General features: G+C 38.6%; 18 protein-coding genes. 3 read left to right on the top strand and 15 right to left on the bottom strand.

Features of this window, described 5'->3' with window-relative positions:
- Window positions 1-106 precede the first annotated feature (106 nt).
- The 3 genes from rpsA to cmk form a co-directional block, all read right to left on the bottom strand.
- Window positions 107-1,321: a 30S ribosomal protein S1 gene (rpsA, locus tag AC1TPB_RS02225; RefSeq protein WP_482074980.1), complete on the bottom strand. Its 1,215-nt coding sequence runs from the start codon at window positions 1,319-1,321 to the stop codon at window positions 107-109.
- Between the two features lie 146 nt (window positions 1,322-1,467).
- Complete coding sequence (locus AC1TPB_RS02220) at window positions 1,468-2,049, bottom strand: lysophospholipid acyltransferase family protein (protein WP_482074979.1); 582 nt, start codon at window positions 2,047-2,049, stop codon at window positions 1,468-1,470.
- On the bottom strand, window positions 2,050-2,745 hold the full coding sequence (gene cmk / locus AC1TPB_RS02215; protein ID WP_482074978.1) for a (d)CMP kinase: 696 nt from the start codon (window positions 2,743-2,745) through the stop codon (window positions 2,050-2,052).
- A gap of 308 nt (window positions 2,746-3,053) precedes the next feature.
- Between cmk and AC1TPB_RS02210 the strand changes: the two genes are divergently transcribed.
- Complete coding sequence (locus AC1TPB_RS02210; protein WP_482074977.1) at window positions 3,054-3,188, top strand: hypothetical protein; 135 nt, start codon at window positions 3,054-3,056, stop codon at window positions 3,186-3,188.
- Between the two features lie 264 nt (window positions 3,189-3,452).
- Here AC1TPB_RS02210 and AC1TPB_RS02205 read toward each other — a convergent pair whose 3' ends face one another.
- From AC1TPB_RS02205 to AC1TPB_RS02170, 8 genes are all read right to left on the bottom strand, one after another.
- Entirely contained in the window at window positions 3,453-4,112 is a 660-nt protein-coding gene (locus AC1TPB_RS02205) for a flagellar brake protein (RefSeq protein ID WP_482074976.1), read from the bottom strand.
- A gap of 63 nt (window positions 4,113-4,175) precedes the next feature.
- Entirely contained in the window at window positions 4,176-5,522 is a 1,347-nt protein-coding gene (gene ypeB, locus AC1TPB_RS02200; RefSeq protein WP_482074975.1) for a germination protein YpeB, read from the bottom strand.
- Window positions 5,523-5,595: 73 nt separating this feature from the next.
- Window positions 5,596-5,748 carry a hypothetical protein gene (locus AC1TPB_RS02195; RefSeq protein WP_482063510.1) on the bottom strand — a complete coding sequence of 51 codons (153 nt, stop codon included), beginning with the start codon at window positions 5,746-5,748 and terminating at the stop codon, window positions 5,596-5,598.
- Between the two features lie 91 nt (window positions 5,749-5,839).
- The gene (gene prsW, locus AC1TPB_RS02190) at window positions 5,840-6,535 is read right to left on the bottom strand and encodes a glutamic-type intramembrane protease PrsW (RefSeq protein WP_482063509.1); all 696 of its coding nucleotides are present in this window, start codon (window positions 6,533-6,535) and stop codon (window positions 5,840-5,842) included.
- Between the two features lie 144 nt (window positions 6,536-6,679).
- A complete protein-coding gene (locus AC1TPB_RS02185) occupies window positions 6,680-7,294 on the bottom strand; it encodes a genetic competence negative regulator (RefSeq protein WP_482074974.1) in 615 nt (204 codons plus the stop codon).
- 222 nt (window positions 7,295-7,516) lie between these two features.
- Window positions 7,517-7,870 (bottom strand): hypothetical protein, encoded by a 354-nt coding sequence (locus AC1TPB_RS02180; protein ID WP_482074973.1) that lies wholly within the window; start codon window positions 7,868-7,870, stop codon window positions 7,517-7,519.
- 78 nt (window positions 7,871-7,948) lie between these two features.
- Complete coding sequence (locus AC1TPB_RS02175; protein ID WP_482074972.1) at window positions 7,949-8,185, bottom strand: hypothetical protein; 237 nt, start codon at window positions 8,183-8,185, stop codon at window positions 7,949-7,951.
- Window positions 8,182-8,784, bottom strand: a complete 603-nt coding sequence (locus AC1TPB_RS02170) for a CPBP family intramembrane glutamic endopeptidase (protein ID WP_482074971.1) — start codon at window positions 8,782-8,784, stop codon at window positions 8,182-8,184. The genes AC1TPB_RS02175 and AC1TPB_RS02170 overlap by 4 nt, the downstream gene beginning before the upstream one ends.
- Window positions 8,785-8,837: 53 nt before the next feature.
- On the opposite strand from AC1TPB_RS02170, the gene AC1TPB_RS02165 reads away from it, so the two are divergent.
- On the top strand, window positions 8,838-9,752 hold the full coding sequence (locus AC1TPB_RS02165) for a hypothetical protein (protein ID WP_482074970.1): 915 nt from the start codon (window positions 8,838-8,840) through the stop codon (window positions 9,750-9,752).
- A gap of 217 nt (window positions 9,753-9,969) precedes the next feature.
- Window positions 9,970-11,559 (top strand): phosphoglycerate dehydrogenase, encoded by a 1,590-nt coding sequence (serA, locus tag AC1TPB_RS02160; protein WP_482074969.1) that lies wholly within the window; start codon window positions 9,970-9,972, stop codon window positions 11,557-11,559.
- A gap of 340 nt (window positions 11,560-11,899) precedes the next feature.
- Here serA and AC1TPB_RS02155 read toward each other — a convergent pair whose 3' ends face one another.
- The 4 genes from AC1TPB_RS02155 to resB are packed head-to-tail and all read right to left on the bottom strand — an operon-like array spanning window position 11,900 to window position 17,046.
- Window positions 11,900-13,363, bottom strand: a complete 1,464-nt coding sequence (locus tag AC1TPB_RS02155) for a HAMP domain-containing sensor histidine kinase (protein WP_482074968.1) — start codon at window positions 13,361-13,363, stop codon at window positions 11,900-11,902.
- Entirely contained in the window at window positions 13,364-14,080 is a 717-nt protein-coding gene (locus AC1TPB_RS02150; protein ID WP_258203281.1) for a response regulator transcription factor, read from the bottom strand.
- A gap of 39 nt (window positions 14,081-14,119) precedes the next feature.
- On the bottom strand, window positions 14,120-15,382 hold the full coding sequence (gene ccsA / locus AC1TPB_RS02145) for a cytochrome c biogenesis protein CcsA (RefSeq protein WP_482074967.1): 1,263 nt from the start codon (window positions 15,380-15,382) through the stop codon (window positions 14,120-14,122).
- Entirely contained in the window at window positions 15,379-17,046 is a 1,668-nt protein-coding gene (gene resB / locus AC1TPB_RS02140; protein WP_482074966.1) for a cytochrome c biogenesis protein ResB, read from the bottom strand. The genes ccsA and resB overlap by 4 nt, the downstream gene beginning before the upstream one ends.
- Between the last annotated feature and the right edge of the window lie 147 nt (window positions 17,047-17,193).

The raw sequence follows: 17,193 nt of genomic DNA, 5'->3' as shown, positions 1-17,193 counted from the left end.
TGGGCTGGATTTCACGCATAAAAAAAGAAAAAGCCTTGCTACAACAGACCCGCTGTTGTAACAAGACTATTCATACTTCATCTAACGATCGATAGATAACATTATCTTATTTGAATTTACTTAATTTATCGCCAAAAAGCTCAGCTAAAGAGAAACTCATATTGTCGCCATTAAGACTAACATTGGATTTATCCACTTCGTCCATATTAACTTCAATATCTGCTGCTTCGCCTGCAGGAGCTTCTTGTGTTTGTTTAATACTCAAGCTTATGCGTTTGTCGGCAGGGTTGAACTCTACAATTTTAACTTGTACTTCCTGTCCTTCTTTAACAACCTCATACGGTGAGTTAACACGACGATATGCGAGTTGAGAAATATGAACTAGACCTTCAACTCCAGCAGCAACTTCAACAAATGCACCGAAAGTAGCAATACGTTTCACTTTACCAGTAACGATATCACCAACATTGAATTGTGAACCAATGTTTTCCCATGGTCCTGGTTGTGCTGCTTTAATGCTCAAGCTAATTTTTCCTTTTTCAGCTTCAACTTTAAGCACTTTCACTTGTACTTGTTGTCCAACAGTTACAACATCTGCTGCATTCGTCACATGTTCCCAAGCAAGCTCAGATACGTGAACTAGACCATCGATACCGCCAAGGTCAACGAATGCACCGAAAGCTGTAGTACGTTGTACAGTAGCTGTAAGCTCTTGTCCTACTTGAATAGTAGCAAGCTTTGCAGCCTTTTGTTCTTGATATTCTGCCTCAAGGACATCTTTTTGCGACAAAATAACTTTATTATTTTCACGATCGATTTCTTTCACAATAACGCGCAATGTACGTCCTTGATAATCACTGAAATCTTCTACGAAATGGCGTTCTACCATAGATGCTGGAATGAAAGCACGTACGCCAACGTCTACTACTAATCCACCCTTAACAACTTCTGCAACAACGGCTTCGAAAACTTCTTTTTGTTCAAAAAGCTTGTCGATATCATCCCAACCCTTTTCATTATCAACAAGGCGTTTGGAAAGTGTCATCGTTTCTTTGTTGTCGTCGATAGAAAGCACTTTAAGTTCCACTTCTTGACCAACTTGAACAACATCAGTAGCTTGCTGAGCTTGAACGGATGATAATTCACGAAGAGTAATAATACCGTCATATTTATATCCAACGCTAACATAAGCTACGTTGTCTTCAATTTTAACGATCGTTCCTTTTACGAAGTCACCTTTCTTTAATAGCACCGTTTGATCTAATGCCGCTTGATTGGATTCTTCAACTACAGATTCTTGTTCTTTTACTTCTTCTGACATGTTCATAACCTCCTATATTTTTTGTAGCTTCTCGAATGACTTCTTAAGTTAACAAAAAGTCTCTTCGCAAGCGGGAGCTAAAATTCATTACCCTACTCTATTATTTAAAGCTCAATACGTTGGAATGGTATTCAGCAATAAAACAATTACACAGTTGCCTTAAGCAAATAAATTTGCTTCATGATTTCATTCGTTACCGCTTCATATTGATCAATATCTTCTGTCGCCGTAACATTTTGAATATCAACAGGCTTGCCATAGACAATGGTCGTCTTTCTAAATAAACGGTAATTACCTACAATTGCGGTAGGAATAACCGTCGCTTTACTACGTAAGGCAATCATAGCTGTGCCTTTTTTAGCCCCTGCACCATCATCGCCTTTTTTGCGAGTACCTTCTGGGAATACTCCCATTACTTCTCCCGATTTCAATAGGTTAATAGAAGACTTTATAGCATCGATACTTACCCCACCACGCTTCACAGGATATGCACCGAAAGAACGAATTAACAAGCCCAGTACAGGCACTTTGAACAATTCTTCCTTTGCCATAAAGCGAACTTGACGATTAATTAATATCCCAACCGCGGGCGGATCTAATAGACTAGTATGATTGGAAGCTATAATTACTGCTCCATCAGCTGGAATGTTTTCTGTGCCAACCACATTGATTCGGAATAGTATACGGTAGAAGAAACGTAATATAGCTCGAAAAATTTTATATGACATCTATCCCATTACCTCCGCTAGTTTTTTTTGACTTAGACTCACAATTAGATCGGTAACCTCATCAATACCGATATGACTACTATCTATTAGAATAGCATCTTCAGCTTGAATAAGAGGTGCGATTTCTCTTGTTTCATCTAACTTGTCTCTCGTCGCGATTTCCGCTTCGAGTTGCTCTAGTGGAATGTAATTGTCAGATGTTAATTCCTTATAACGACGAAGTGCACGTTCTTCTACGGATGCCGTTAGAAAAACTTTCAATTCTGCATTAGGCAATACATGTGTGCCAATATCTCTGCCATCCATAACGATCCCTTTGTTAACAGCAAGTGCTCTTTGCAGCTTACTTAGATGGCTACGCACATGTTCATTGGAAGCATAATGTGAAACCTCCGTTGTAACTTCTCGTGTACGAATCAATGCAGTAACATCTTCTTGCTGCAATAGAATCATTTGTCCGACTGAAGTTGGAATCAATTCAATCTCTAGCTGCTCAACCATTTGCTGTAATGCCGATGATTGATTAGCACTTACACCGTTACGCAGTGCATGTAATGTAACTGCACGATACATCGAACCAGTATCGACGTATATATAGCCTAACTTAGAAGCTACTTGACGTGCTACTGTGCTTTTCCCAGCTCCAGCAGGTCCATCAATCGCAATATTAATGCGACTCACTCCATCCATTGTCATGCTATAAGACAACCCCCTTCAAATTAACGCAAAACAAAAAGCAGGCATAGCCTGCGAGTAGACCAAATTATAACATAGAAAGTATGGGCTTGCAAAACTAAGGAGATAGAGCGTTACTTGAGAAAGTTGGAAGCACAAGTGTACATCATTACGTACACGCGAACCTACAATGTTTCTGTAAGAAACATTCATCGGAAGCATACCTCGGAAACATAAGGACCTCCATATTTGAAATCGAATATGTTATTTTGAACTTCTATCTCTCGAACTTTGATCTTTTGAACTTCAATCTTTTGAAATAACTTTAAATGAAGGTTCAAAAAGTGGACTTTCAGAACCGAGCAGTTGAGACGCTACTTGAGAAAGACGGAAGCGCAAGTGTACATGATTACGTACACGCGAACCGTACTTTCCAAGTTCGTTTCAAATGCGATGTCGAATAATCTACGATAGCCAATCATCGTTATCAAAGTCCGCTTTTTGAACTCCCCTTACCTTCCCATCGTTCCGTTGGTACAATGAGTTGTCGGATACTCTCAACCTGCAATATTGTTTGCACAATTATAATGATTAGTAAGCAGATAAAGATCCATTTCATCGCTAATTTACTGTATCGATCAATCCATTTTATGTATGGGCTGCGGGATTTCATAATGACACCTCGAAATGTTAGATATCGTTATCGTATCCCATTGTGTATCTAATATTCATCGTTCGCGCATTTCGATCTGTTTTTCGAACAAGAAACGAATAATTCGTTGACGTTCTGATTCGTCAATTTCGTCAAACTTCATCATAACGATTTTACGACCAGTTTCTAATTCCTTTAATCGTAATACTTCGCCTATGAAATTACTATGTTCAATCGTTCCGTTACGATGCGGTAATAACACCCAGCAATTCAGCTTTTCAGCTGCTTCAAAATGTATATGTCGGTCAATTATAAAAGAAATCCCGCCGCCACTAATATCATCCGTCTTAAATATTAACTGTTGCCCTTTCTCATCACGAACCGCTATATCAACTTCTATCATTACTCTGAAATAGTTTCTACGTTGGATAGATGTCATGTCCTCTTGAGATGGTCTAGCTAATTCAACAAGTGGAAATTCCCCCAGCATTACATTCGTAACATGAGTTTCAAAAAAATGTTTTACTCCTGTTGTTGTAATAAAATGAGCGGATAGTATATCTCCAACATGCAATCTTTGTACTCTTCCCGTTACTTTTTCAAGTGGAATTTCAATAAATAAACTATCTTCATTTTCATCAGCTACACGAGATTTGAACTCCATTAATGAATCCTCAACCTCATCAGACTTAAGATGAAAGAACATCATTTGACTAACTTTAGGTACAATCAACATAGCTCCCCCTCCGCAAGTGATATTATACCACTTACGTACAGGAGGAGCTATCATAAACTTTACTTAATCACTAGCTTTTTGATCTTCTTTACTCAATTTTTCAATTGTTTCTTCAAGTGCCGTGTCGCTGTTAATATAGATGCGATACAAATTACCGTTAATCGCACCTGTGAATTCATAGCAAAGTACTTCCGCACCTAGGTCGCCCTTAATAATTGCCATCCGCTGTTCCTTCATTCGCAAATTCGGATTAAGAGCTTGCATCGCATCTGCAAGAGTAACTGCAGGTTCGTGAACTTGACGCTCACGATGATGTGCTGCGAACTCATTTGCTTGGAAGCCGACGATTTCACCATCATCCAATGCTACTTTAATTGTAAGTTTATCTGGATAAATATATACATCATCCTGATTGTACACATATGTGAACGTTCCCGTATTGGCGAATTCATCATAACTTACAACTGCCATATCGTTATATCCATGCTCATGTAGATAGGTTTCTGCCTTTACCTTTGCTTGTTCGATCGTTAACTCACTTCCGTTCACATCTCTCATATGAACAAAAGAAAGTAATTGACCACCTTTTACTGAAAATGTAAGCTTCATATCATTATCATCTTGCTTAACTAATGCAGTGAACGTAGCGTAATCACTTTCCTTACCATTTTCAGTTACTTCAATCTGCTGTGCATCTACTCCTGTAAATTGACTCGCTAGTTCAACCACTTGCTCAGCAGTCACAGGTACTCCACTTAACAGCTCAATATTGTCATCATTATACATCCCATTAACCGCTGGCCCCCAATTAAGTTCGGCATATTGGCTAACATCATCATTGACGCCACGAAGACCACTTATAACTGGATTTTCGGTTCCGGATTCATTAACGGACAATGCAAGTTCTACATCCATCCACCTTAAGCTACTGTTCATAATGTTAGTTTGTAGTTGGGTTAACTGATTGGAAATTTCATCTGAATTTTTATATAGTGACTGAAGCGTTTGAAACTCGTCATCGTTAAGTGGTTGTTTTGTCAAATCACGGACTGCGGTTTTATAGGCAAAATTAGATACGCGCGATAAAAAGTTATTCGCATCAGCAAACGGCAAATAACTAAGCGGTAGCTGGGCGATTTGATTCTTCGCTTCACTCGATATTCTCCAAACATTAACTAATCCCTTGCGATGATAGTCCATAGAAGTCGCATTGACAGCAAGCGTGTTGCCAAGCTCACTGTTCAATTGATTTACATAATAGGTCAAATCGCCAAATGCTCGCTGATACTGATTCTCGGCTTTCATTAATACCGTGTTCTTTTCTTGATGCTCCTGATAACCCCAATACATAGCACCTATAAACAGTATTGTCATAAGTGGAAACAAAACAGCACTTAAACGTTTGTACATACAAAAAAGCCTCCTTGAAAACCAATTTGACTATAGTTTGGTTTCTTATAGGAAGCTTTATGCATCATTAGTATTAGATTGGGTGTTCTTCAATATCTAGGTCGTCACAATTATCACAAATACACATTTTGAAGCCGGTATCATATACTCCATTATCTTTGCGGCCTCGCAAAATATACTTTTCACCACATACTCTACAACGTATTGATACTTTGATACGAGTCATTATTTATTCCTCCACATTCAAAACTAATAGAGGTAGTTCAAAAAACAGACCTTTTGAACTTTCACCAGTAGTCATAGTATGAACGGAATTTTTATAAATTAACCTCGTCTTTTGCACGAACATATCGAAAAGGTGATCGCAGATGGGCAGATTTCATTTTGGATAAACCAAATATCCACATCAAGATCATAAACGGAACAATAACAAAGATCCAATCATTTTCTCTTACGAGGATGATCCAATCATAAGCACCATGCATTAGAATTGGCGCAAGCAGTGACACTACCAAATAATATTTCCGTTCCTTGCCTTGAGAAAATTTCGCTCGGCCTAAGTAGTAGCCCATTAACACACCAAACAATGCATGACCTGATACCGGTAATAATGCACGCAATAGCATTGCACTGAAATCTGCTGGCATGAAAATCGAATACAAAATATTTTCGAGTGTAGCAAAACCAAGTGAGATTGCCCCAGCATATAAAATACCGTCATAAGGCTCATCAAATTCAGTATGATTATAGATCAGATGAAACAGAACAAACCATTTAATACTTTCCTCGACACCTGAAGATTGGATAAAGGCTTGCACAAAGAGTCCATCTCCAAGCCATAGTTCAACACCACGTTGTAATACTAAGATAGGGATAACGAGTAATATGCCTAATAAAAAGATACGAATAACCATATGAATCGGTTCGGCTTCGTATTTGTCTCTAAGATATAAATAAGTAAGTAATGAGAGCCCTGGAGCAACCGCGGCAGAAATAACGGAAAATAGTAACATTATATTGCCTGCTTTCTTTCAGATTGGAAATGTACAAGTTTAATCAAATTATATTTCTCTATTACATTATAACGAAAAACGAAAAAAAGAACATTGACTTTTTACTGTCAAAGTTCTTTTTTCGTTTTTCCTGTTAATTGAACATTATTGAAAGTGAGTACAAATCTGATCTACAGCCTCTTCAGCCATAATGATTTTACCGTATTCTTCTAACATTGCATAAGTTACTGACGTCGCATCACCGTATTCGGCTAGAATCGCTAATACAGAATTAAAGCTTGTTGATTCTATATCTGATGGTTCAATGGATAAGATCCATTTATTATTATACGAAAATAATGTTCCGCCGTCTGTTAATTGAGAAGCCTTTAAGGCTTTACAAACCGAAATGATATGCTCAAAGTCATTAAAAGAATACATGATGATGTCACTATGCTCCATCGTTACATCTAGATCATACAACTCATCATCAAGATCATCGTCCTCACCAAAGCCATTAACAGATTCACCGCCACGCTTACCTCGTGTAACGACAACAAACATGCCTTGTGCAGGCATCGCATACACTTCCACTGCTAATGGTCTACCACTTGCCTCAAAGCCAAGCTCAGTATAAGCTTGTTCCATTAATTCCATAAATAGATCATGTAGCTTTGGAGGTTCGCGCAGCATATCTTCCTTCTGGATACCCCGCTCCAACAAATCGTCGTAAGTGAGGAAAATCCTTATCTTGTCCTGACCTAATCTTTCGATCTTCATGACAGGATCCCCCCTTTGCAGCATCTGACTATAGCTTATGTGAAGAAAAAGCGAATGTTTCCAAATTCTTTTACAACGCTATAAGCATACTTTATCATGTCTTGAACATGATTGCACTACAAAAACAAAAATTATACCTCTTATAATTCATCATTAGATTAGTAATTTTAAAAATAAAAACTGATCCCCAATGAAGAGGATCAGTCTAATAATTAATATTGATTAGTGCTTAACAGTTTGAGACTCTTTTGTAATTTCATTAAATTGACTTTGTAATTGCGGATCACTTTCAATAATGTCTTTAATGAGCGTTTCATTACTACCATGTTCCTGCTTTTTGATGTCTGTTTCACTTGAAGCGGATGCCCCCATCTTACTTGCGCTAGTTGATGTTCCACCCGCGAAGAGACTAGAAGCCGCCTTATTCCACATATTGTTTTTCATATCAGACATCATGTTCGTCACCGTTTTAACCGTTTCTGGCTTGCGCTGCATGATATACACCGCACCCATCATCCCAATTACGCCACCTACAATTAAGCTATTCATTCGCATAACTGACACCTCTCTTCTCATATGACTTCTTCTATAGAATGACCATCCACACAAGAGCTCATACGTAAAATTAGAAAGGTAAATAGGGGCAAACTTCCCTTAAGCTGATGAATAATATTTGTTGCCGTACCAAAATAAAAATACAACAAGAGCAACAAACAAAATAAATAAAACATTATAATAAATACGACTAAGCTTATTTTTACTTGAAGGATGTTTTTTGCTTCGTGCTGGAAGCTTCGTCTCTTCACTGTCATTATCTAAGTAAATACGATCGTCCGTCTCTCGCTGTCTAAAATTTCGTGTAGTGCGACTGAACTTTTCTTTTCTACTCATGATTCCCTCCTAAAACGAATCATCAAGCCCATTATAAAATCGAAGAGAAAATGTGCAATAATCGGAGCCCAAATAGAATCTGTTTGGATATATATCCATCCTAACCCATAGCTAATCGAGAAAACAAGACCTGTTGGTATCCAATGCTTCAAATATCTTACATGAATGGCAGCAAAAATAATACTTGTCCAATAGGGGCCAAATGCGTGCTGCATTGCTCCGCGAAACAATAGTTCCTCACAAATGGCAACAACAAACGAAATAAGTGCGATATGCCATACAGCACGTGTGCCAAATATTCGCTCATTAACTCCTCCATCATCCCCAACCTCGTCAGGCACAAATTTGGATAACACCAAATCGACACAAATGGCTACAGCCGCTAATCCTGCACCCCATAAAAAAACATTTGTAATTGATGAAGGAATAGATAATAATGAAAACAAATTTTGTTGTTGTAAAATTACCCATACTAAGCCGATAATAAGAGTAAGTGCTTGAGTTGCATATAAGTTAATGAGCAACATCCGATCATCAAGATCATCAATCGTTACTTTGCGGAACTGAACTTTTCTAAATTTGAATTTATTTTTTTTCATCTGTACACATCCGTTCTAAGTTAGATCATTATTTTACATAAAGGAGAAATAAAATGGATAACCGATTTTCAAGAACTGCCACTCTTTACACAATTATGTTTCTAGGAATGCTTGTCTTTGCAGTTGTCGCTTTTTTCTATGGTTTGAATCTTGGTACACAGCGTGTCGAAACAAAATATGCTCATCTTAATGAGGTGAACGTTGACAAAACTGATTATCAATATCAACAACAAGAGCTTGCTTCATTCTATCTTACTGTATACTCTCCTTACCGAGAATTTCAATTAGATTGGTCTGAGGCACTCTATAATATTTCTAATCGAAAAGTCAGTAATGTTTCTTCACTATATAAAGAATTAGAAGGTCAAGCAAGTAAAAAAGCAATTGAAGCTGCAAGTTTTAACCTACAAGCAGCTGGACAGCTAGGCGAAGCACAACAAAATTATATTCGCAGCCTTAATCAATTCGAAAAGGTGGCCGCTACACTGCAAAAGAAATCTTCATCTATTACGTATGAAGAGGTCATTGAGTTGCTAAACGCAAACGATACTTATCAAGCTGCCGTATCTCAAGCATTAACGGGTCAAGACCTTTATTTTGAGACGATGTATTTATGGGCAAAATCGATAGATCCGAACATTCCAGCTGATTTCGACAAAAACGTTAGCCAAAAAATTTCAACATGGAGCGAATATCCGCTCGTAATTAAAAATGAAATTATTGCGAACTATTTAGCGGAGCAAAAAACATTTGTTGAATTTTTGCCACATGATTTGACAAGTTCGATTGATCAATTTATTGCATCTGGACAAGCAAAAGCCATGAATCTAACGACTATTGATGAGATTATGACTTTATTAATGAATACTGCAGCTGTAAGACCTGGCGATTATAATCTTAATAAGAATAAGTTGTATTCACAAGAGTTTCTTCCACAAATTCCTTTCTTCTATCCTAATGTAGAATAAAGTTGGATTTTTGCGGAATTTCACAAATCAGATCGAAAATTCGCTTTTTGTTCATTCTAGAGCATTGATTTTATGTATCGATTTGCTATAGAATAAGAATGACCGTTATGTTCGTTGATGAAACTCTCGACCCACTTTTCATCGGTGCGGAAGAGAGTTTTTTAAGTCTATACTAATTGCGATGATTACATCGCACATCCAGGAGGTAGTTGTAATTATGTTCAAAGTACTTGTATCCGATCCAATTAGTGACCTTGGTATTCAACAACTTGTTGATGCCGAAGATATCGTAGTAGACAAAAAGCCTGGTCTATCTGAAGATGAATTAGTATCCATTATTGGTGAATACGATGCCTTACTTGTAAGAAGCCAAACAACAGTAACTGAGAAAATTTTGACAGCTGGGAAAAAATTAAAAGTTGTCGGTCGCGCTGGTGTAGGCGTAGATAACATCGATCTTGAAGCAGCAACGAAACTTGGCGTCATCGTAATTAATGCTCCAGACGGTAACACTATTACAACATGTGAACATACTTTTGCAATGATGATGGCACTTGCTCGTCACATTCCACAAGCTTACAAAAAGACTACTGAAGGAATTTGGGATCGCAAGTCTTTCCTTGGTGTTGAACTTCGCACAAAAACATTAGGTGTGCTTGGTATGGGACGTATCGGTAGCGAAGTAGCAAAACGTGCTAAAGCATTTGGCATGAACATTCTTGGCTATGATCCATTCTTAACTGAAGAACGTGCGCAAAAGCAAGGTATTACATTAGCTACAGTTGATGAAATTATTCGTAATGCAGATTTCATGACGGTTCATACACCATTAACTCCTGAGACAAAACATATGATTAGTAAAGCCCAATTCGAAGTGATGAAGCCTGGTATGCGTATCGTTAACTGCGCTCGTGGTGGCGTTATTGACGAAATCGCACTAGTTGATGCAATTAATGAAGGTATTGTTGCTGGTGCGGCATTCGACGTATTCGAAGTTGAACCTCCAGCAGCGGATCACCCGTTCCTGAATCATCCAAAAATTATTGTAACGCCTCATCTTGGTGCATCAACTGTTGAAGCACAAGAAAACGTTGCAATCGATGTATCCGAGCAAGTTATCCATATTTTGCGCGATGAGCCGTTCATGAATGCTGTTAACATGCCTCCAATTCCAGCGGAAGTACGTAAAGTGCTTGAGCCTTACTTCGAGCTTGGTGAAACACTTGGTAGCTTTATCGCCCAAGGTACAGAAGGTGCTGTTGAAGAAATTTCTGTTAACTATTCTGGCGATCTAGCTGATGTAGATACACAACCACTAACACGTTATATTGTTCGTGGAATTCTAGCTCATTATCTGGGTAAAGACACTGTAAATGTTGTTAACTCTATGCATACTGCAAAACAACGTGATGTTAATATCATTGTTCAAAAATCTAGTACGGCACACACGTTTACTAACTTAGTAACGGTTACACTACGCACGAATAAAGAAGAGCGTTCTGCAGCTGGTACTTTATTATCTGGCTACGGTCCTCGTATTGTTCAAATTGACAAGTACAATGTCGACGTTACACCTCGTGGTCACTTCATTCTGATCTCTCACAATGATAAACCAGGTACAATTGGTCGCGTTGGTACATTGCTTGGTAGCAACGATGTGAACATTGCTACGATGCAAGTTGGTCGTCAAGATGAAGGCGGTAGTGCAGTCATGATACTACGCGTTGATAAAGGAACTCCAAAAGAGGTTCTAACTCAGCTTACAGACCTTCCTGAATTGATTACAGCAAAAGAAATTATTATCTAATATTAAGTTAATGTTAATAAAAAGGGTATCGAGAAGAATTCTCGATACCCTTTTTCATGTTCCACGATTAACAAGAAAAACAATGACAATTCTACGAAAAAAGAGGTTCCTCGACGGTATTAGCTGCGACTGCCAAATTGCTACAGCAATCTACATCACATTTACCGTTTGAAGGAACCTCTTTTAAAGCGGACTTTCAGAACCAAGAAGATGGAGCGCTACTTGAGGAAGGAGGAAACGCAAGTGTACATAATTAGTACACGCGTACCGGACTTCCCAAGTTCGCTTCATATTCGATGTCGAATAAGCTCCGAAGTCAATCATCGTTATCAAAGTCCGCTTATTGCATCATCTGATGGACTTTAACTGGCAAAAGAATCGTGAATGCCGTACCGTGCCCCATCATACTATCAACAGCGATATTACCATGATGCTGATCGATAATATTTTTCACAATTGCGAGTCCTAGCCCCGTTCCTGAGCTATCTTCTCGTTTTCTAGCTTTATCCGCTTTGTAGAAACGTTCAAATATATAAGGAATATCTTCGGACGGAATTCCGTGTCCTTGATCCTTCACTTGTAATTGGATAAATGTTTCATGATTCAATATAACACTACTCGAACGAATGATAACTTGTTTTCCGGAATCTGTATGACGAAATGCATTATCAATCAAATTCGTAAACACTTGCTCGAGTCGATCCTCATCGGCATGTTGCAGCTCCAGAGCTGCTTCCGATAGCTCCGATATTAGTTCTACATCTCTTTCCTTAGCGAACACGATAAACTTGCGTGTAACACGCGAGAGAAGCATATTAACATCTACGTACTGGAATTTCATATTCATATGACCGGCTTCCATTCTAGCAACGTCGAGAAAATCATTGACTAGCCTACCCATTCGGAGCGATTCATCATGAATAACTTGAACGAGCTCCTGACGTTCTGTTGGAGAAACAACAATGTCATCTAATAGCGCTTCACTATAGCCTTGTAGCATTTGCAAAGGGGTGCGTATTTCATGTGAAATATTTGCAACAAAATCTCGCCGGATTTTGTCAACCTTATGCTCTTCCGTCACATCACGGATAACAGCGACGACACCTCGCATCTTACTAGCAGACATTAACGGAGTTAATACAACAGACCATACAAGACTCTGTACATGTATTTTATCTGTAATTTCTTTACCATGATGGAGTACCTTCACATAACTATCACGAATCGGTGCAGGAACCATCGGATAATTAACGATTTCACCAGTTGACCATTCTTCCTCCATATTTTGCCACTTTTGTGTTAACAAATGTCCATCAGGATTAGTCAATATAATTTCACCGTTAGCATCAAATGTAATAACAGCATCACCGATACTACGCAATATACTTGATAAGTGATTACTTTCATGATGAAGTTCATGAATAAGCTTCTCTAGCTGTTCAGTCATATTATTAAATGTTTGTGCCAGTTGACCGATCTCATCCGAGGAGTCAATATGAACACGAGTCGAGTAATTTCCTTCTGATATCGAAACGGCAGCATCCTTTAGTTGGAGAAGTGGCTGCTGAATTTTCGCCGACAAGAAAAAAGCAAAAAATGTTGATAGCAAGAAACCAATAATTGCTGTAATAATGAAGAGCACCTTAATGTCATGAGCATTTTCATCAAAAGAGACATCAATATATTGCAGCAAAAAAGCACCTAGTATTAGTAGCACTACTGCTACTAATACCATAATCGTTACCCATAGCTTGCCTACAACACTGTGCCACAGCATCCCGAACAGTCTACGAAGCCATTTCATCTACTTCGGCACCTCTAGCTTGTAACCGACTCCCCAAACCGTTGTAATCATACTTGCAGCCTCTGCAGATACTTTGTTCAATTTCTCACGCAGTCGTTTGACATGAGTATCAACGGTTCTAAGGTCACCGAAAAATTCATAATTCCATACATCTTTCAATAACTCTTCACGAGAGAAAACTTTATCAGGAGATACCGCTAAGTAATGAAGCAATTCATACTCTTTTGGCGTTAAGCTTACTTCTTGCCCACCAGCTGTTACACGGTGCGCATCATGCTCAATAATAAGATGTGGAAATACAATGCTATTGGATGTGTTCATCTCTTTTGTCAAAAATGCCGTCGCAGAAGAACGACGCAGAATTGCTTTCACACGATAGATCACTTCTCTAGGTGAAAATGGCTTAACCACATAGTCATCGGCGCCTACTTCAAAGCCTTGGACTCGGTTCATCTCTTCACCTTTTGCAGTTAACATAACAACTGGTGTTGCTTTTACTTGACGAAGCCGTGTACATACTTCGATCCCATCAATGCCTGGCAACATAACATCAAGTAAAATCAGCGCATAATCTCTATTCATCGCAAGCGATAACGCTGTTTCTCCATCTTCTGCTTCCTCGATTTCATATCCTTCTTTTTCCAAATACATTTTCAGTAAACGGCGAATTCTTTCCTCATCATCAACGACTAATATACGACTCAAATATTCTGTCATTATAGTATACCCCTTCCTATGACAATCATTAACCTTTACTTAGTCGACGCCTGCATATGAATGCATACCAGCGATCAATAGATTAACACCTACTAATGTGAATAGTACAATAACAAACCCTATAACTGCAAGCCAAGCTGACGGTCTACCATGCCAGCCACGAGAAAGTCTGAAATGGAGATATGCACTATAGAATAACCAAGTTATTAATGCCCATACTTCTTTCGGATCCCAAGCCCAGAATCTGCCCCAAGCAATTTCAGCCCAGATCATCGCAAAGATTAAGCCCCCAAGTGTAAATATCGGGAAACCGATAGCGATAGCACGATAACTTATTTCATCCAAATCATCGGGATCAATGCCATCAAGCATTGGATGGATAGCCGCAGCAATTGGCTTTCTAATAATAAGACGAATGATAGCATACATTAATAGTCCTACGATAATAGACCAAACAACTGTATTAAGCTTGCGACCTGCATTGACCCCATCAAACCAAGATGGCGTTTCTAACAACGCATTATCGACACCTAAAAACGGTGTGACATATTGCGCTGTACTATTGAATGGCTTGAAAATTGGAGGCATCGTATATTCTACCGTTGCCACTTTAGTTTGAATTTCCCCAAGTCCCGAAACTGACACCGTTTCTTGTTCGAATTGGGCAATGTAGCCTACGCCTTTGAAACCAAACGAAGCAACGATAAATCCACAAATAATAAGAATACAAATTAGCGTAAACTCTACCCATCGCTGCGCTTTACGACCTTTTTTGGACGTGTCCTTAAAGTCTACCACTCGGAGTAAATACATTAGACCCGCTGCAAAACCAACTGCGAAGAAAGCTTCTCCAGTAGCTGCCATCGTTACATGTATTTTCAACCAAATCGATTGCAATGCTGGTATTAATGGTTGTACTTCTTGTGGGAATACGGATGCATAAGCAACAATAATAATCGTTAACGGTAAAGCAAACATACCTAGCAATGGTTTCCGATATATGAAATGAATAATCGTATAAGCAACCATAATCGCCATACCTAAAAACGTAATAAACTCATACATATTACTTACGGGCGCTTGGCCGCCACCAATCCAGCGTGTGACGAAAAATACAATATGAGCAATTAAGCCTGATGAAGAAGTGATAAAGGCAATTTTACTCCAACGTGCTTCATGCTCTTTCGGATCACGGTTGCTCCACTTTTTACCAGAAACAGCAATACAGTAAAAAATAAACGCAAAGCAATATAAAAAGAATGCGACAATAAAAATCGAACTACTAAAATCTAATAAACTCATCCTTTGTTTCCTCCGTTATCAAGACTCTTAGGTTCTAACTCAATCCCAACTTTTCCTAGTGCATAGGATGTTTCTGCTCGCATACCATACCAGTTTTTAGTCGTATGAGCACCAAGTGTCAATGTATCATCATCAATTCGTAGCCAAATCCGACGATGTTGCCAATACGTTCCTAGCAATAAGCCAAACATACTAATAATTGCACCTATCCATAAATATTTGACCGCTTTATCCATGCGCACATTCAAAAAGGTCGTTGCCTCAGAGAAAGAAACGTTTTCCATCCCATCGACTTTAATATCGATTTTATCTGTTAGTTCACGGTTAATTGTATTTTGTGAGAACCGAACTTTATCCTTTTGAAGTGGGAAGTACATAAACACTTCTCCTGTTTCTTTCAGATTAGGACCTTGAATATTAAAGATAAACGCAGGTGCATTCGGTTCACGAGATAACGTAATTGGCTCTCCATCGCTATTAATTGAGAAGTCCATATACTTATCTATTAATTTCATTCGGTATGGGCCAATCTCATAACTCAGCTCAGGATCTACCATGGACAGATCAAACGGACCAAACGATTCACCCGTTTCTTTGTTAATAATCATAGGTGACACCGCATTGATACGAGGCGTAAGATCATAATCAAATTGATGCAGCTTCAAATCCTCATAGCGTAACGGATCATTAATAAGAATAGTGTGGCGAAGCACTTCCGTTAGCTGAGGCTGCTCAAAATCATCATTACAATTGCTTTCACACGCATACAAAACAGCGTTCGTCTCAAAATTTTTCACACGACCAGTATTTTGCAGACTTTCAGGCAGTTCTGCATTATCATACAGCTCCATCTTAAAGCCTTCGCTTTTCACATAGTAGTTCGTACCACTAATCGGCACAGTATCACCATCTACAACTTTAACATAACCATCCAAATTCCAGCCTGGGATTCCTCTAGCTAGCAGTGCTAATAGGACGAGTATAAGGCCAATATGATTAATATACGGACCCCAACGACTGAAACGATTTTTCTCAGCTAGTAATGCTGTATCATCAATATGGACTTTGTATCCCTTTTTCCGAAGAGCTTGTCCATAATTTTGCACCCACTGCTGCGCATTACCTTCAATCGTTGTTGTATAAGTAACTTTCTGACGCGTGAGAAAGGAATGATGCTTACGTATTTGTTGCTTATTCAATGCGCGATATAACGGAAGCACTCGATCAATACTACATATAACAAGTGAAGTTCCGATCATAACAAGCAAAGTAATGAACCACCAGCTATTATAAGTATTATGAAGTCCTAGCAAATAATATATTTTACCCGGGGTTCCGTATGTTTCTTCATAATAAATACTTGGATCAAAGTTATTAATAAAGGTGTTTGCTTGCGGGAAAATAGTACCGAACATCGCTCCAACAAATGTAGCAATGATTAGATAAATAGCGATCTTCACAGAGGAAAAGAAATTCCAAATCTTATCTAACAGATCAGGATTTGCTTTTTGTGAACGACGTGCTACACCATCATAACGCATTTCAAGAGGCTCACTAGACTCAATAACCTCTTGAACAATAGGTTTACCGCATGTTTCACATAATACAGTACCTACTGCATTCTGATGCCCGCACTCACATTTTGTATTCTCTGGTAAAAGCACACTTCAACCTCCTAAACTTTTTGTAACTTCTCGAGCTACTTCTCAGAAACGAAAAGTCGCTTCGAAAGCATATCCTAAAACTTTTTGTAACCTCTTGAGCTACTTCTTTGGAAACGAAAAGTTGCTTCGGAAGCATATACTAAAACT

The organism is Paenibacillus sp. Y951, from assembly GCF_056786395.1.
The sequence above is the reverse complement of the archived record's forward strand: the minus strand, read 5'-3'. Positions and strand labels throughout refer to the sequence as shown.

Bases quoted from the DNA above. Each gene is read 5' to 3' on its own strand.
- rpsA (WP_482074980.1), bottom strand. From the start codon at position 1,321: ATGTCAGAAGAAGTAAAAGAACAAGAATCTGTAGTTGAAGAATCCAAT.
- AC1TPB_RS02220 (WP_482074979.1), bottom strand. From the start codon at position 2,049: ATGTCATATAAAATTTTTCGAGCTATATTACGTTTCTTCTACCGTATA.
- cmk (WP_482074978.1), bottom strand. From the start codon at position 2,745: ATGACAATGGATGGAGTGAGTCGCATTAATATTGCGATTGATGGACCT.
- AC1TPB_RS02210 (WP_482074977.1), top strand. From the start codon at position 3,054: ATGAAGGTTCAAAAAGTGGACTTTCAGAACCGAGCAGTTGAGACGCTA.
- AC1TPB_RS02205 (WP_482074976.1), bottom strand. From the start codon at position 4,112: ATGTTGATTGTACCTAAAGTTAGTCAAATGATGTTCTTTCATCTTAAG.
- ypeB (WP_482074975.1), bottom strand. From the start codon at position 5,522: ATGTACAAACGTTTAAGTGCTGTTTTGTTTCCACTTATGACAATACTG.
- AC1TPB_RS02195 (WP_482063510.1), bottom strand. From the start codon at position 5,748: ATGACTCGTATCAAAGTATCAATACGTTGTAGAGTATGTGGTGAAAAG.
- prsW (WP_482063509.1), bottom strand. From the start codon at position 6,535: ATGTTACTATTTTCCGTTATTTCTGCCGCGGTTGCTCCAGGGCTCTCA.
- AC1TPB_RS02185 (WP_482074974.1), bottom strand. From the start codon at position 7,294: ATGAAGATCGAAAGATTAGGTCAGGACAAGATAAGGATTTTCCTCACT.
- AC1TPB_RS02180 (WP_482074973.1), bottom strand. From the start codon at position 7,870: ATGAGAAGAGAGGTGTCAGTTATGCGAATGAATAGCTTAATTGTAGGT.
- AC1TPB_RS02175 (WP_482074972.1), bottom strand. From the start codon at position 8,185: ATGAGTAGAAAAGAAAAGTTCAGTCGCACTACACGAAATTTTAGACAG.
- AC1TPB_RS02170 (WP_482074971.1), bottom strand. From the start codon at position 8,784: ATGAAAAAAAATAAATTCAAATTTAGAAAAGTTCAGTTCCGCAAAGTA.
- AC1TPB_RS02165 (WP_482074970.1), top strand. From the start codon at position 8,838: ATGGATAACCGATTTTCAAGAACTGCCACTCTTTACACAATTATGTTT.
- serA (WP_482074969.1), top strand. From the start codon at position 9,970: ATGTTCAAAGTACTTGTATCCGATCCAATTAGTGACCTTGGTATTCAA.
- AC1TPB_RS02155 (WP_482074968.1), bottom strand. From the start codon at position 13,363: ATGAAATGGCTTCGTAGACTGTTCGGGATGCTGTGGCACAGTGTTGTA.
- AC1TPB_RS02150 (WP_258203281.1), bottom strand. From the start codon at position 14,080: ATGACAGAATATTTGAGTCGTATATTAGTCGTTGATGATGAGGAAAGA.
- ccsA (WP_482074967.1), bottom strand. From the start codon at position 15,382: ATGAGTTTATTAGATTTTAGTAGTTCGATTTTTATTGTCGCATTCTTT.